Origin of the sequence: Henriciella mobilis (genome assembly GCF_003576315.1) — a bacterium.
Taxonomy (GTDB): Bacteria; Pseudomonadota; Alphaproteobacteria; order Caulobacterales; family Hyphomonadaceae; genus Henriciella; species Henriciella mobilis.
In genome coordinates this window covers 1-15,511 of the sequence record NZ_QWFZ01000008.1, presented here as the reverse complement: position 1 = coordinate 15,511, position 15,511 = coordinate 1, and the positions used below count along the sequence as shown (strand labels likewise).

The following is a 15,511-nucleotide window of genomic DNA, read 5'->3' as shown; positions in this document are numbered from 1 at the left end:
GCAGCGGCGATGGTGGCGTTCATGCTGCGGCCCCCGCAAGTAGCTTCGGTAGTCGGACGAGATTGTAGGCGGCGATGGCGATATCGAAGCCGAGGGCAACGCGCCGCTTTCCCCTGAACTTCGTCTTGGCATAGCCGCCAGTTGTCTTCGTCCACCCGAAGATCTCCTCGATCCTTTTGCGGATGCGCTGGGAGACCTCATAGCCCTCGGGGGTCTTGATGGGCAGGCCGCACCTCCCGGTCTCGGACTTCAGGGCGACATGCGGCCTGACACCGGCCTGCTCCAGATCGCGCTTGAAGGTCCAGGCATTGTAGCCTTTGTCGGCACCAAGTGTGGCGCCGCGTTTAACCTTGCGTTTCCTGATCATCTCGAGGGCCGCCTCGCGTTCGGCTCTGCCGGTTGCATGGGTCAGTTGTGTCGCTACGGCGAGGCCTTGCCGGTTCTCCATGAGGACGTGCCCCATGTAGCATAACTGAGCCGGCTTGCCCCGGCCCTTGCGATAGAGCCGAGCATCGGGATCGGTCGATGAGGCATGCGTCTGGTTCGACCGCTTCTCGCCGTGGAAGTCGTGCGGTGCATTGCGACCACCACCTCCACTATCCGGACCACCGCCGCTATCGGTATCCTTCGGACGGAAGCTCTTGGTACTGGCCCAGGCCTCAATCAGGGTGCCATCCACACTGAAGTGCTCACGCGACAACAGCTTCTTCACTCGCCGAAGCGACAGGACGGCGTTGAGGAACTTTGCGGCGATATCCCCATCCAGAAGGCGGTCGCGGTTCTTTGAAAACGTCGAGGCGTCCCAGGTCGGCTCATCGGGCCCGAGCCCGACAAACCAGCGAAACAGGAGATCGAACTCAAGCCGCTCCATCAGCTGGCGCTCAGACCGGATCGAATAGATCGCCTGCAACAGCATCGCCCGCAACAGACGCTCCGGCGCGATCGACGGGCGACCGGTATCCTGCGCGTAAAGTGCCGTAAAATCTGCGTCCAGAGCCTTCAGCGCGTCATTTACCAGCTGCCGTATCTGCCGCAGAGGATGATCCGATGCGATCCGGTCTTCTACGTTCACATACGAAAACAACTGATCCGTCGTCCGATCTTCACCACGCATCTCTGCCTCCCTCTCCACACAAAAGAGAGAATCATGCTTCGCAAAGCAAAACGAGACCTTTTTCAGCAGCCTGCTAGACAAGCGCTCCGCCGCCGAAGCTGAAGAAGGTCAGGAAGAACGAGGTCGCGGCAAAGGCGATGGACAGCCCGAACACGATCTGGATCAGCTTGCGCATGCCGCCGCTGGTCTCGCCAAAGGCCAGCGTAAGCCCCGTTAGGGTGATGATGATCACCGCCACGATGCGCGCGACCGGGCCCTCGATCGAAGTCAGGATCTGATCAAGCGGGCCTTCCCAGGGCATGCCGGAGTCTGCCGCATGGGCCGGGCCTGCGATCATGAGGCCGAGGCCGATACAGGCCGCGACCTGTACCGTTCGGTTCACGGTCTGAAGGTGGTTGTAGAGCGTCATTGGGTTTCTCCATGTTGGACGAGGGACAGGGAACGGGAGACAAGCGGGGCGGTCTGATACCCCTCGCCGTCAAAGCCGGTGACGCGGAGCGCCTCCTCGACGCGCCGCTGGCCGCCCGCGCGGCTCATGAACACGACGACATCGATGGCCTCTGCGATCAGATCGAAGGGCGCGCGCGGTGTCGCTTCGAGCGTCAGCTGTTCAAGCCGGGCCAGCCCGCCATGGGCGGAGTTCGCGTGAAGCGTTGTGATCCCGCCGGGATGGCCCGTGTTCCAGGCCTTAAGGAGGTCAAGCGCTTCGGCCCCGCGCACCTCGCCGACAATGATCCGGTCAGGCCGCAGGCGCAGCGTGGAGCGGACGAGGTCCCGCAGGCTCGCGGCGCCGCGATGGGTTCTGAGTTGAACCACATTGGGCGCGGCGCAGCGCAGCTCGCGCGTGTCTTCGAGGATGACGATGCGGTCGTCGTGGAGTGAGGCTTCTGGCAGCAAGGCATTCGTGAAGGTCGTCTTGCCGGAGGACGTGCCGCCCGCGATCAGGATGTTCGCATGCGTCGCAATCGCGTCCTTGAGCGCCTGTGCCAGCGCCGGAGCCAGCGCGCCCTGGGTGACATAGTCGCCAATTGAAAAAGGCGTCGTCGCGGGCTTGCGGATCGAAAAGCATGGCGCGGTCGAGACAGGTGGGAGAAGCCCTTCAAACCGCTCGCCGCTGCCGGGGAGTTCGGCAGAGACGATCGGGGCGGACCGATCACAGGCCTCGCCTATGCTGCTCGCGACAAGGCGGATGATCCGTTCGCGCGCGGTGACTGAAATCCTGTCGGGACTGACCTCGACCCCTCGCCCCGCCCGTTCAATCCAGATCGAGCCATCAGGGTTGGCGAGGATTTCGATGACGTCATCAGCGTCCAGCGCTGCCCGCACCGCGCCTTCGCAGGCAGACCGCAGCATGGATACGCGTCGTTGGTCGGTCTCAAGCGTTCGGGCGGGTGCGGACATCGGGGGAGTGGCTCCTGTCGTTGCTGACAGGTCCAATCCTCTGATTTCGCGCTAATTTCTGATAGTTGGGAAAGTCGCAAACGGTCGGAACGGATTGAGGGGTCTTGCAAGGCTCGATAGGGTCTGGTCGTGCGCGTCATGAGCCGCGGCTTCAATAAAGCACTATGCCAATTCCGGAGAAGATGACTTAAAAAACGGATGCTCTGAAAGGCTCGAATGGAGCGTCGCCGTCATTCGATCAGACCTCCACGACTCGCTGCTATTGGCTCTAATCTGCCGATCTGGAGCTGAATAGTGAATGCCGGAATTGGAGAAATCCAGACTGGACCTGTCACGCTTTCGTTCCGACCTTGAGTCTCAGTTAAGCGGCCTTTCTTTCAAATGCCAAGGGGCTTTTCCATCCGAGGGCTGAGTGCCGACGGCGCGGGTTGTAGAAGGCGTTGATATATTGGAAGAGCGCGGCCTCGGTTTCTGTCCTTGTCGTCCATGTTTGCCGCCAGATCAGTTCGGCTTTCAGAGATTTGAAGAAGGTCTCAACGGCCGCATTATCCTAACAATTTCCTTTGCCGCTCATCGACACCTGAAAGCCCTGATCGCGCAGGCTTTTCTGATAGTCATGACTGCAATATTGGCTGCCGCGATCGGTGTGGTGAATACAGCCCGGTGGTGGCTGACGCAGATTGATCGCCATGTCGAGTGCGCGGATCGCAAGGTCCTTCTTCATACGATTGCTGACCGCCCAGCCGACGACGCGCCTGGAATACAGATCAATGATCACGGCCAGATAGAGCCATCCCTCGCGGGTCCAGATATAGGAGATATCACCCGCCCATTTCCGGTTGGGGCCACTCGCGGTGAAATCCCGGTCCAGCAGGTTTGGTGAGATATTGAACCGGTGATTGCTATCGGTCGTTGCCTTGTACTTGCGCGTACGGACAACAGAAATGGCGTTTTCCCGCATCAATCGACCGACACGCCGATGGCCGACATCCAAACCAAGCTCTTACAGCTCTTCGGTCATGCGCGGACGGCCATAACTGCCCAGTGCAAGACCGTGCTGCTCACGGATATGCGCCAGGATCACAAGATCTCTGCGCTGACGTTTGCTCATCTGCCGGGATCGCCAGGCCCGGTATCCCCGCGACGTCACCTTCAACACACGGCACATCTGCTCAATCGGCCAGGCGTTCCTCCAAGTCTCAATGAAAGCGAAACGCTTCACTTCTGGCTTGCGAAGAACGCCGTCGCTTTTTTTAGGATGTCCCGCTCCTCCTTCAGAATGCGGTTCTCCCGGCGAAGCTGTTCAACCTCCTTCAGCATATCCGCCGATGGCAGGTCCGCTGGCGCCTCTGGCCGATAAGCCGAAATCCACTTACCCAGCGTCGAAAGCCCGATCCCCAAATCTGCTGCAACCTGCTTGCGCGTCAGGACGCTGGTCTTCGCCAGCCGAACCGCCTCACGCTTAAACTCTTCTGTGTGTACATGTCCCATCGTCCTGTCTCCTTGAATGTAGATAATCGTCTATCAAGGTCGGAATCAAACCGGGACAGGTCCAAACAGCCTCTTTGGCCATCTCGCGTCGCTGAGACGGCCTTGCTACTTTTTTCCAAGGGCATCCTTCAAGAGCTCATTCTGCATCGCCATTTCGGCATACATCTTCTTTAGCCGCCGGTTTTCCTCGGCCATGGATTTCATCTCGGACAGCATCGCTGCATCCATCCCGCCGTACTTGGCTCGCCAGTTGTAATAGGTCGCGTTGCTAATCCCATGCTCGCGGCAGAGGTCCGCAACGGGCACACCGCCTTCGCCCTGCTTCAGGATTGCGAGGATCTGTGCGTCGGTAAATCTCGATTTCTTCATTGTCGTCTCCGTGCTTTATCAAAGCCGGAGAAGTCCAGTTTTCAAGTCCCAAACCAGAAAGTTGGTGGAACGAGCCTTTCGCAAGACCCCTGAAAAAACAATGCATTAAGTGGGTTTGGACCCCGCTTGCCGCAATACCTCCAAACGCCAAGCCACCAATAAGCCACCGTCTGAGTTACAATGCAGCCGGAATAGCGAGGCTTGGCCCCATGCGCAACCATTATGGTGCTTTAGGCTATTGAATTGCCCCCCTCCATGAATTCCACCGCATGAGGCGAAATTTTCGACAGAGCAGGTCAGTTGTTTGCTTCCAGGAGTGTTTGAATGATTTCCCGTGATTCATTCCCAAGACGTGCAGCGCCCTGGCTGAGCCTTTCCTGCCAGGCCGGTCCTCGCGCGGCGGCCTCGTTGAGGGCGGCGATCAGATCGTCTTGTCGGCGTTTGGCAACGAGCGCTTCGACGAGAAGGCCGGCCTGAATAATATCCTTGTCGGACTTCACGGCACTCTCGCCAGTGTCCTTCCGCGTGGTTAAAACAATCAGTTTGTGGACAGCATACCGCTCCGGGGATGGAACGTTTACGAGTGCCCCGAAGCGCGTGAGGATCGCTGCTTCGACCGTGTCTCTCAGCAGGAAGTCTAGAGAGCGCAAGGGCAGCGCATCGGATCTGAGGCTGGGAAGGTTCACCGGCGCGTCCCGGTCTGCCCCACGATTTGTTGTAAGGACGTCTACCCGGTATCCTCCGGGGCGTGCATATGTTGTTGCTATGTTGGGTCCTGCCAAGGAAGGGATCGGCGCAAAATCAGGGTCGACCGACTTCAGGACGTCGATCAGTGAGACGCCAAGTGCATCATTGAGTGCGACAGATACGCCATAGTCTTGTGCGAGGTCGACATCACCGGTTCGTATGGCGGCGTTCGGTAGCTTCACACCAAGAAGGCCGGAATAGGTCTGGAATGCGATTGTGCCGACAATCACGCCTCTTAGCCGGAACACGCCAGCCTCCGCGAATGCCTCGATCACGGCTCCCGTCAGTCCATCTGGCTCAGGCAGGCCTGCGCCCGAGAGTGAGCGCCGGATGGCCTTGCGTGTATCGGCATGCGCTTTCGCGTTCATCGCACTTTTGATGGCTGTCTGGCGCTCTGGCGTGTCAGCGCCCAGATACCGTTCAGGCGGACGCCCTTGCGGTGTCGTCGGCTCCTGTACGTACCAGTAGTCCTTTCCGGAAATGCTTCTTTTGCGAAACGTCGACCCCTCTGGAAAGTCGGAAGCCGCAGCCAGCCGCAGCTGGTCTATCAGCTCGGCGTAACTGGTCTGGATGACGAGGGGAAGTTCCTGGATGGCCATTTACCGGCAAAATATAAAAATGCCGGCAAAAGTCAATACCTACCGCTTTATGGTAACTAGAAGACTTTCAACCGCGGCCAGCACACGGGCCGTGATTTTGACCATACCTCTGCTAAAATTTGTCGCTGGTAGTCGACGCCTGAACGGTGTTGGTCACCACAGCCTCGGCGAATTGCTGTCGAATATAATCTCCGGGGTACCTTGGACGACCGGCACGAACGGAGAAAGGCGGCCATTGTCCGCGTACCCGACGCTTTTCCAGACCGGACACGGTCCACCCGGTAAGGTCGGCGCACTGTTTCGGTGTCAGCCAGCTTGTCTCGCTGGTGAAATCGGCTTCACTAATCTTACCCTTTGCCATTGGGCATACTCCACAATCTGATGTTGATCCGGCGACACCGCAATCAAGATTTCTTTGCCTTTCGGAATCCGGTGTCACTTGCCAGAAAGGTTTCCAGCATCAGTGGCACCAGCGCCGAGGCCGGAACCTCCACCCCGTGAATCTCCGAATGGATGCGTGCATAGTCCTCCAGCTCCGTAGCCAAAGCAGGATCGACTAGGACGGCGAGTTTCTGCGGCGTCCGGTCCGGCAGCGGCCCGATTTTCAAACTTACTTCACTCATGGCCGCTTGCCTCCTTCATAGGGTTTCAGAACGATGTCCTTGTTGACGAGCACGCCGAGCCGCCAGCCGGGCCGGATGGTGATCGAGGGCTGGACGTCGAGACTGCGGCGTACGATCTCCTGGCCCGCTTCATTGGCGCCTGTCTGCGCCGAACGGCGAAGGGCCTGGGCAATGTCTCCCTCGTCATCGCTTGCGAGTTCCGACCCGACGCCAAGCAGAGTGGAGAGTGCAACGCCTTGGAGCAGCTTCCAGGAGTGATAGTCGACCTTGTCTTCCAGGCCTGCATACCCACGCGCATCGACACCGGCGAGATTGTCGATCCGGATGGACGTGCCGTCCGGCATCACAATCCGGCTCCAGACGAGCAGTGCGCGGGACTGGCCGAACGCGATGACGCTGTCATAGCGGCCAATGAGTCTCGCGCCCTGCGGCACGAGCACGATTTCGCCGGTCACGGTGTCATAGACAGGGCTTGTCACCTGCGCGATGACCTGACCCGGAAGATCGGAGTTTACACCCGTCAGCAGGGTTGCTGGAATGATCGCGCCCGCCATCAGCTGGTAGGGAGAAACCGGTGTCTCCAGCCGATGCGGATTGTAGATCGACGGGTCGGTCTCGGTGCCTAGGAAATCAAGCTTGCGCACCTGCCGGTTGGGATCTTCGCTCAGCGACGATCCGAATGCGCCGTTTGCAGATGGTGCAAACGCCGAGAGGTCCGGAAAACTCACCGAAGCCGCTGAGGGATTGGCAGTACTCTCTCCAATGCTCCTCGCCGCGGTTCCCGATCCAACCTGGAAGAACACCCCACTCCCACGCGCTGCATCAGAAAGCGCCGCTTCACGCGCGCGCAGCTCTGCCTCCAGTGCCGCCAATTGCTCACGCATGGGATCACCTTCAGGCGCATCCTCCGCCGGCAATACCATCCGTCCTTCGCGCTGCGCCTTCAGGATCGGCGTGCCGAGGTCTCCCGGAAGCGGTGGCCCGAGCACATCGTCTTCCGGCGCAATCTCACCATAGGATTTCGGAAGCGCAGCCAAGCCGTCCGCCTCCGGATTGTGTCCGGTATTGTAAAGTTCGCGCGCGGGTCCAGCCGCATCATCCTTCGGGCCTTGCAGGGCAAAGGCGAGCGATCCGAGTACAATCGCACTACCGGTCCCGAGCAGGATCATGAGTGCCCGCTTCGAAAACCGTTTGACCGGGCGCGGGCGCCCTCGGATTTCGAGCGGCTGTGCTGGTGGGGAAGCAGTCTCTGTCATGGCTGCGCACTGCCAAGGTCATTGCGCGCAATCCTCACGACATCCTGTCGCTTTTCCCCTAGGCGCAGTTCGGCGCGGGCGAACAGCCGGTCGACGACATAATAGTCGCCGGACATGCGATAGTTGACCAGCTGAGACTTGCCGTCCCGGCCAATTACGAAGAGGGCCGGGGCCTCGCCCTGGTCGAGCCGGGCGGGGAACTGGATATAGACCTTGCGGCCATCATCGAACACGCGATCCGGCCGCCAGTGCGGGAAATCCCCATCCATATCGTACCTGAACTTCAGCCGGTCCAGCTGCAACCCGGCGGGAGACGCTGAAGCGGACACCGCGCCCGACCGCGCGACCCGCGTCACTAATTGCTGGTCAGCATAGCGCCAGGACACGGCCGCCATATAGGTTTCTTCGAACGCACGGAGTTCAAGATGATAGGCCCGCAGGCTGGTCGTGATAATGAGGTTGGTCTTGAGACCGGCCTGTGTCGGCTTGATCAGGATATGCGCCTGGGCATCGGTGCCCGTCCCGGACACCGTATCGCCCAACACCCAGCGCACTGTGTCGCCAGCCGAGGACAGAGCCTTCGTCATTCGCGTCAGGTACGTCTTCGCCCGTCTCCCTGATCCGGCCGATCGAATCCTGCCAGATCTCGGGATGAAAGGATTGTCCGGCGGCGTGCTCATTCGGGCCAATCCGGTGGAAAACAAGCCAGATTGCGCATATGGAACCATGCCAACCTGTTGTCCTCATTGAGGCTTCCATCAGACCACAGAGCTGCGTAAGTATCTGTGGAGCCATAAAAATCGATGTGCAGACAAGGCGATAGCCCCTCATTGGCTCCATGAGCTTTTATCTTGCAATCAAATTCGCCATCAATTCGCTCCTGACCACCAATTTCCGCAGCCAAATCAACGTCTTTCAGGAGGATCGCCCTACCCAGAATATCCGCCTTCAAAACAGTTCCGAAATACCGCCCATCAAATGAGTCCAGTGTGCGATCAGATAGGAGCAGCACCTCGCCGGGCTGAAGCAGCCGACAGGCCTTCCAGGGAGACGGCAGAGCGCGTCCCAGACTATCTGTGGAGAGCAGGCGGACAGCTGGCGTCCCGTTGATGAGTAACTCACCGTCGACCGCACAAACCATATCCCCTTCTAGCGCCCGGACGGTCTTGATGACGGGGACACCAGACGGCAAATAACCTCGTTTCGCAGCGAGTCTCGAAGCCGCTTCCGGAAGGTGCGAAACAACCAGATCACCGCACGAGATCACGCTTAAAGGTTCGACGCGATACCATCCAAGTGGCGCACTTTCGCTCGGATTGTAAAGCAGGAGCGGCGGTAAGACACCTGTCACTGGAAGGCTGATCAATGCCACTCCGATCACAGAAATACCGCTCCAGAATGCTGCGCGAAGTCTCATGAATTGCCCCGCCCATCGCTCGAATAAGATATTCGCTTTTCTTTCGAAAATGCGACTAAATCCGCCTTCAGTGCCCAATATTTACGTGCCATTTCCTGATCCTCGCGCGCGGTTCCACACGGTCGAATAGTCGTTCAGGTCATCGACATGATAGACGACGGTGCCGCCATGCTTCCGGTATTTCGGTCCATTGTTCGACCAGCGCCAGTTCTCCATCGTGCGGACCGTGATGCGCAAATAGGCGGCTGCTTCTTTCGTCGTCAGGAAAGGACTTGGACGTCCTTTTGCCTCGCTCATTCCCCGTACCCCGTCTTGCCGGGCACAGATCAACGTGGCGGCTTCAACACGTCCGAGAAAGCAAAAGAAAATTCTAATTGGGAGTCACGAAGATATACGACTTCGAGGCGATACCCGGTTTAACCATGCGCAGCGCGCATGGCTTCGGGTGGCTATAGATGCCCCTCTATCGAGCAATGTAAACACGCCGGAAGCCGCCCCGGAATGATCTCCGGAGCGGCCAGTTTGGCGATGTGTGTTGGGCCTAGTCCCTGGGGTTCCAGAGGATCACGTGGCGGCCTTTCTTGCCCTTGACCGGTGCAAGGTTCGCGTAGATGCGGCGCGGGCCGATCTGCGGATCTGCGAGGGTCAGCGAGACGTATTCGCGTCCCGATGACTTCGCCTTGCGCATCCAGCCGCCGCCGATTTCAGTCGCGGTTTCGCCGGCGAAGATGCGGTAGTCCGGCTGGGCCTCTTCGGCTTTTTCCGCATTCTTCTCGATGCGAATAGTGGCGTTGAGGTTCATCATTGCGAGGGCGCCTTCGAAGCCGGTCTTGGTTTCGCTGACATATCCGAGTGCGTTTGCCATGGGGGTCTCCTTTTCGTTTCCGTGGCTGTCTTCGAGGGACACCTTGTCCCCGTCGACGCCGGACCGCCCGGACGGCGCGGAGCGGGCCTGAACCTGTAAGGGCGCAGCAAAGCGAAGCACCGGTCGGTCACGCGAATTTGTCTCGCGAGGAACCGCAAAGCGGCGGGGAAATTCGTGGGACTGGCCGGTTTCAGGAGCGTTTTGCGTCGTCCAGGTCACACGGCAATAGACGGAGACAAGGTGTCTTTCGGGGCAAGCGGAAGGGCGGAACAGGCCGCTTTGGCAATCGCACGCGGAGGCCACAGGAACCCCGCAGACGGGCGATTTTTCCAGAGGCGCACCTGCCATGATCTGCCCCGCGCGCGTCCACTGTCATCTGGTAGAAGCAGGCGGAAAAGCCGCCCGGCATATTGCCGGACGGCTTCTGATTCCACGGACAAGGTGACCGCAATCTGTCAGGCGGCGTCTTGCGCTGCGGCAGGTTGGTCTTCGGGCGAAACGTCGCCGTCATCTGACGTGAACAGGCGTGCGATCCGGGCCCATGCATCTGCTGGCGCCGACCCCGCAGCCTCGACAAGTCGTGTGGGCGGCACCTGCATCCAGCCGGGACGCCAGCCCGGATTGGCCTCGCACCCTTCGCCCACGATCCGGTTCCAGATGAGGTCCTTCTGGGCTTTGCCCGTGTCGGTTAGGGCCGCTTTCGCCGTGGAGGGTGATGCGATCTCTGCCACCATGGCATTGATGGCGCGCTTGTCGCGGACGAGATCAAGGAAGACAGGTTCCGGCTTCCAGTAGGCGGCCATATCCGTTTCGGTCGCGACAGCGACGGCTTCAACGATTGCACCGCCTGCTTCCAGCGTGTCAGCCATCACAAAGGCGAGGACGCTCAGGGTCTCTGTGTCGTCCATTCCGAGCAGTGCTGCAAAGACTTCGCTAAGGTGATAGGCGTCGCCATTTGCGCGCAGGGATGCGAGCCCGTGGGCTTCAAACAAGCGGTGCACATGGTCCCCGGCAGCGTTCATCTCGGCAGTGGCGCGGGAGCCATCGACGCTCGTCTGAATGTCTTCCTTTCTGGCGAGGAAGTCGTGCCGCCTGACGGTCCACAGGGAGGACCCGACCATGGCGTGAGCGATCATCAGCCGGAGAGCGATTCCAGGGTGCCCCAGTAATGTGGCGCGCGCCGCGCCATGGCGGTGCAGGCCGATATATTGTGCGAGCGGTCCTGACATTTCAGGCTTGGTATCGGCTGCTTCCGTATCGTCGCCCGGCCTTGCGCGCGTCTCAAGTTTGCGGGCTTCGGCTTGGGTGATGTAGCCCTCATGGAAGGTCACCGTGCCATCATGGCGAACCTCGGCAATCACCTTGCCGCCCTTGGTGCGCGGGCGCTTCACATGCTCCCAGATGGCAAAATACTTGCCGCGTTCGAGAACCTCCACATTGCGCCATCCGGCGTCAATGTAGCTCTCGACCTTGGCTGCCAACGCGGCCGATTGGGCTTTCCAGAACGTGTCGGCATCGGCGAACACACCTGTCTCACCGAAGAGGTCAGCCGCCACTTTGCCCTCATAGGCCGACAGGTCAAACAGGGCCTTGTCGGTGGTGATGGTGGCTCCGCCCGTGATCCATGCCTTGCAGGCGCGGCCCATGGGCGCGCGCTCCGTTTCACTCCGGAACAGGGTGAGCCACTCGGTCTGCTGGTCTTTCGTGGCGAGTGTGAGCGCGCGGATCGTCTCCGGGTCGATTTCGTCTTTCGCGTAGAGCGCGCGGATCGGGCTGGAGAGATTGGCAAGCGCGAGGATGCGGCGGACTTTCAGGTCCGTGACTCCGAAATGCCCGGCAATCTCGTCTACCGTCCGGCCTGATTGGGCCAGTTTCCCGAACGCGTTGTACTGCTCCATTTCCGTGGCGGGCAGTCGCGCAATATTCTCGATGAGTGAGGCCTCCACGGCAGCCGCGTCATCGTCCGCTTCCATGATCGCGCACGGAACGGCGATCGATTTGCCGGTCTCTGCGGCAAGGACCTGCAAGGCATGGAAGCGCCGCCGTCCGGCAACAACGCCATAGCCATCGCCTTCGGGACGAACCAAAAGCGTCTGGTGGATACCCTTCTCCCGGATCGACGGCAGGATGTCTGAAACGTCAGGCGCCTTGCGTCCATGCCGCATGTTGAGCTTGCTGATATGGAGTTGCTCGATGGGGATCGTTTTCAGTGCGGGCTGTGCCATGGGATTGTCCTCCTGTTCTGGCGGGTAAAGCGAAAGGCCAAGCGCCCATGCCGGGCCTTTCCAGTTGATCGGGGTGAAGGGGAAACCTTCTGCGTCGCGCACCGCGTGCCTGTCAGTTTCGCCCCAGTCATAGTCGTTGAGGGCAATCAGCGGTGCGCGGCCATCGACCCAGATTTCAACAACGCGAGACGCCTCCACGACGAGTGTCATTTGCGGGCGCGGGCCAAGCAGATAATCCAGCGCGTTCATCCGCGTGACGCCTGTGCAGGCGCAGACGCCATCAGCCGCGTCAGGGCTGCGCGGCCTGCCGCCAAGGCGTCCGGGAGCAATTCGCCCGCGACTTCGGTCAGATAGGCGTTGTCCGACCCCGGATAGTTGGCCTCTATGCCCCAGACGCTGGCTTGTGTTGAGTCCAGTTCGACGCCTTCGCATTCAATAGCGAGCACGATCCCGCAATAGAACCATTCATCCTTGCGCCACGCGTCCATGACGGCTTCGGCCTCGACTTGTGCTTTCGCCAACCGCTCGCGAAAATTGTTTCCGGGGCCGATGAAACCCGGATCATTGATGTAGAGCGATGGCCAAAATCCGTCCTGGCGCTGGTCGGGTGCGTCCATGCAATCGTCACGGACGATCCGCGCGGTGACACGGAAGCCTTCGACCTCGCAGGCAATGGTGTCACCTTCGCACACATAGCGGTCAAATCTCTCCCGGAACGCCATGACTCAGCGGCTCCAGAAAATGTGGACTTCGTCAAAGCCCGTCTGGAACACCATGATTTCGCCATTCAGCGCCATGTCGCGGGCGAGCGCGGTCCAGTCGATATAGTACTCGAGTGAGGCCGGAATCTCCGTCCCGCTGTCGCGCGTGATTTCTTCGGCAAAGTCTGCGGCGCTGCGATATTCGCCCGCATAGTCCTCAAACGCGGCTTCAGCCTGCGCAAGGTCATCACCAGAATGGCGGTAGAGCTTCGCGCCGAGTGCGCCATGTTCGGTAATGAACGCCGCCAGCGCGCAGACTGTCTCGAACGAGGCATATTCAGAAATCGTGCAGCCTTCAAACCCTTCATAATGTCGGGTAACAGGTCGGCGTTGCCGCCGACCCGTCCCCTCAGAACCGTGCTTGCAAGTTTCCCCGCACACGGCTCAAGCAAGTCCCTGTTGTGCCGCGCGGCGGCAGTCGGCGTGGACAAGTCGCAGGTTCCGGTAGGAACCGTTCGCCCTGTCCCCATCCACATGAGACATGCGGATGGTTTCGCCATTGTAGAGGCTCTCGCGGCAGGTCGGGCACTTGTGCCGTTGCCGCTGCGCAACCTTCTGCCAACTGCGCGTGAGGTCAGTCCCTCCCATCCGGCGGGCCCGGTTTCGCCAGTAATCGGCGAGAGACGGATCGTCGGGAGAGTTGCGGTGTTTCACCATCGTCCAGCGCACGATTTTGATCGCGGCTGGATGGATCATGAACGCACCAGACTGCTTGTCCATAAAGGTGTAGCTGAAGTTCGGGCAGTTATAGTGCCGCCCGAAGTATTTCCGCATCCACCAGTGTTTCAGCTTCCTCGCATGGGCACGATGGCACCAGCGACGTTGCCGGACATGGACATAGTGTTCGATCCCTGAGAAGATTTTCCCGGCGACACTGTAACGGTAGTAGTTGCACCATCCACGTATTACCGGATTGGCAGCTGCAAGCAGTTGCCCCTGATCCGAGCCGACATGGGCGCGGAACAGGTCCCTGAGCTTCTTCCTAAACGCTTTAACGGCGTCCTTGGAAGGTTTGATCAGGGTCTTCGTGCCAGCGGCGCGGTCTGCCACCTTATAGGAACGGACATTGAAGCCAAGGAAGTCGAAGCCTTCCCGTATGTGCCGGATACTGGTCTTCTCCTCGGAGAGGTTAAGGCCGCGCCCGGCGAGGAATGCAGCAACGCGCTCCCTGGCCTCAAGCGCTTGCGTCTCAGTGTGGCAGATGACGACGAAGTCGTCAGCATACCGCACGAAGACAGGGCAGTGAGGTTTCACGTATGAGGCGCTTGTGCCTCCACGATACTCAATGCCCAGCGCTTCTTCCATTCCATGCAGGGCGATGTTGGCAAGGAGAGGACTAATGACCCCGCCTTGCGGTGTACCCTGCTCGGTGGCGTGGAACACGCCATCTTCCACATAGCCTGCCTTCAGCCAACGGCGGATCATTCCCCTTGCGGGGAAGTTGCCGATAGCCTCCATCAGGGCGTCATGGTCGATATTGTCGAAGCAGCCTTTGATATCGGCATCAAGAACCCAGACCCGTTTGGACCCGGACTTGGTTGCCAGATATATCCGCTCTATGGCGTCATGGACGCCACGACCGGGCCGGAACCCGTAGCTTGTCCCCTCGAACTGCGCTTCCCAACAGGGCTCAAGTGCATTGAGCACAATGGCCTGCTGGCACCGGTCGATGAGGGACGGGATTCCGAGCGGCCGCTTCTTGCCGCTCGCTTTAGGGATATACACCCTCCGGGCTGGAAGCGGTTCCCATGCCTTGAGGTTCACCAACTGGTTCGCAAGGCCGGCCCGCTCGGTCGGCGTCAGTGCGGTTCGCGCATCGACACCGGGAGAGGCTTTCCCACGATTGATCTGGCTGACCCTTCGGATGGAAACGAGCAGGTTCGCCCGGCTGTGCAGCATCAGCTTTTGCAACGAGCGGACCGTTTTCCAGTCCCGCATTTCAGTCGCCCGATAGATTCTCCGGCGCAGCGTCCTGACGGTTCGATAGGCGGCAGGCCAGTCAATGGTCTGCCAGTGAACAGTTCCGTCGCTTACGATCAGGCCTTGCGGCCCGTCCATCTTTTCACGAACGGTTCGGTTGCTGTTCCACGAGATTACGGGGGACTCACCAGTCATCTGTCAGCACCCTTTCAGGTTGGGCATGGCCCTATCCACCGGGTTATGTATTCCCCGTGCCTTTCGGCTGGCGGCATTCGCTTCTGATAACTTCCTACACCCGCTGAGGAGTTGGGCGGCTCTTGCGAGCCGCTTACCGGGCGCTGTTACCAGCGACCGGACCTCATCGGGGTTACTCAGTTCCGCATCTGTGAGATGCGACCGGGTTAGGTGCCTGCTATACGCCGGGGAATATCGACCTTCCGACTGAGGGATCCACGTGCCCCCAGCCCATTCCCTTGCTCCCCGTAAAAGCCACTTCCGGGGGACTGATGGGTAACGACGCATCAACACAGATTCACTTTCGTTCACCATACCGGTCTTCTCCTTGGGCGGTTCACCGGCGTGTGGCTGCCAGCTCCCCGCTCGTTTCCGGAGGCTTCGCACCAGCCAGTTACCCAGCTCGCACGCTCCGGCTAGAAATGGTCGAGAAGGCTCGACCAGAGGCATCCCTGCCTCACTCAACAGATGCGACTTTCTGGTCGCACC

13 protein-coding genes and 3 pseudogenes are annotated in these 15,511 nt (G+C 59.8%); all 16 read right to left on the bottom strand.

Translation table 11 applies throughout. The features are described from left to right. Window positions 1-19: 19 nt before the first annotated feature. The 16 genes and pseudogenes from D1227_RS06830 to ltrA all read right to left on the bottom strand — a co-directional run bounded on the left by D1227_RS06830 (window position 20) and on the right by ltrA (window position 14,983). A complete protein-coding gene (locus D1227_RS06830; RefSeq protein WP_035540773.1) occupies window positions 20-1,114 on the bottom strand; it encodes an IS5 family transposase in 1,095 nt (364 codons plus the stop codon). 73 nt (window positions 1,115-1,187) lie between these two features. Beyond that, a complete protein-coding gene (locus tag D1227_RS06825) occupies window positions 1,188-1,523 on the bottom strand; it encodes a TrbC/VirB2 family type IV secretion system protein (protein ID WP_035540775.1) in 336 nt (111 codons plus the stop codon). After that, entirely contained in the window at window positions 1,520-2,515 is a 996-nt protein-coding gene (gene trbB, locus D1227_RS06820; RefSeq protein WP_035540777.1) for a P-type conjugative transfer ATPase TrbB, read from the bottom strand. The genes D1227_RS06825 and trbB overlap by 4 nt, the downstream gene beginning before the upstream one ends. A 361-nt stretch (window positions 2,516-2,876) precedes the next feature. Then, window positions 2,877-4,006, bottom strand: a pseudogene (locus D1227_RS06815) (IS3 family transposase). A gap of 64 nt (window positions 4,007-4,070) precedes the next feature. After that, a pseudogene (locus D1227_RS06810) lies at window positions 4,071-4,375 on the bottom strand (transposase); the annotation flags it as partial. A gap of 296 nt (window positions 4,376-4,671) precedes the next feature. Continuing rightward, window positions 4,672-5,721 (bottom strand): nucleotidyltransferase family protein, encoded by a 1,050-nt coding sequence (locus D1227_RS06805; RefSeq protein ID WP_119404325.1) that lies wholly within the window; start codon window positions 5,719-5,721, stop codon window positions 4,672-4,674. 404 nt (window positions 5,722-6,125) lie between these two features. Further along, window positions 6,126-6,344 carry a DUF2274 domain-containing protein gene (locus tag D1227_RS06800; protein WP_035540654.1) on the bottom strand — a complete coding sequence of 73 codons (219 nt, stop codon included), beginning with the start codon at window positions 6,342-6,344 and terminating at the stop codon, window positions 6,126-6,128. After that, window positions 6,341-7,600 (bottom strand): TraB/TrbI/VirB10 family type IV secretion system protein, encoded by a 1,260-nt coding sequence (locus D1227_RS06795; protein WP_035540652.1) that lies wholly within the window; start codon window positions 7,598-7,600, stop codon window positions 6,341-6,343. The genes D1227_RS06800 and D1227_RS06795 overlap by 4 nt, the downstream gene beginning before the upstream one ends. Beyond that, window positions 7,597-8,169 (bottom strand): annotated as a pseudogene (trbG, locus tag D1227_RS06790) (P-type conjugative transfer protein TrbG); the annotation flags it as partial. The pseudogene trbG and the gene D1227_RS06795, both read right to left, overlap by 4 nt. Window positions 8,170-8,276: 107 nt before the next feature. After that, entirely contained in the window at window positions 8,277-9,017 is a 741-nt protein-coding gene (locus D1227_RS06785) for a S26 family signal peptidase (protein WP_147373276.1), read from the bottom strand. An 81-nt stretch (window positions 9,018-9,098) separates the two neighbouring features. Continuing rightward, window positions 9,099-9,314, bottom strand: a complete 216-nt coding sequence (locus D1227_RS06780) for a helix-turn-helix domain-containing protein (protein WP_119404322.1) — start codon at window positions 9,312-9,314, stop codon at window positions 9,099-9,101. A 244-nt stretch (window positions 9,315-9,558) separates the two neighbouring features. Continuing rightward, window positions 9,559-9,882: a DUF736 domain-containing protein gene (locus tag D1227_RS06775; protein ID WP_119404327.1), complete on the bottom strand. Its 324-nt coding sequence runs from the start codon at window positions 9,880-9,882 to the stop codon at window positions 9,559-9,561. Window positions 9,883-10,337: 455 nt separating this feature from the next. Continuing rightward, on the bottom strand, window positions 10,338-12,356 hold the full coding sequence (locus D1227_RS06770; RefSeq protein WP_233349832.1) for a ParB/RepB/Spo0J family partition protein: 2,019 nt from the start codon (window positions 12,354-12,356) through the stop codon (window positions 10,338-10,340). Further along, window positions 12,353-12,829 carry a hypothetical protein gene (locus tag D1227_RS06765; RefSeq protein ID WP_119404321.1) on the bottom strand — a complete coding sequence of 159 codons (477 nt, stop codon included), beginning with the start codon at window positions 12,827-12,829 and terminating at the stop codon, window positions 12,353-12,355. Before D1227_RS06765 ends, D1227_RS06770 begins: the two co-directional genes overlap by 4 nt. A 3-nt stretch (window positions 12,830-12,832) precedes the next feature. Next, entirely contained in the window at window positions 12,833-13,249 is a 417-nt protein-coding gene (locus D1227_RS06760; protein WP_119404320.1) for an antirestriction protein ArdA, read from the bottom strand. A 3-nt stretch (window positions 13,250-13,252) separates the two neighbouring features. After that, on the bottom strand, window positions 13,253-14,983 hold the full coding sequence (ltrA, locus tag D1227_RS06755; protein WP_119404062.1) for a group II intron reverse transcriptase/maturase: 1,731 nt from the start codon (window positions 14,981-14,983) through the stop codon (window positions 13,253-13,255). Between the last annotated feature and the right edge of the window lie 528 nt (window positions 14,984-15,511).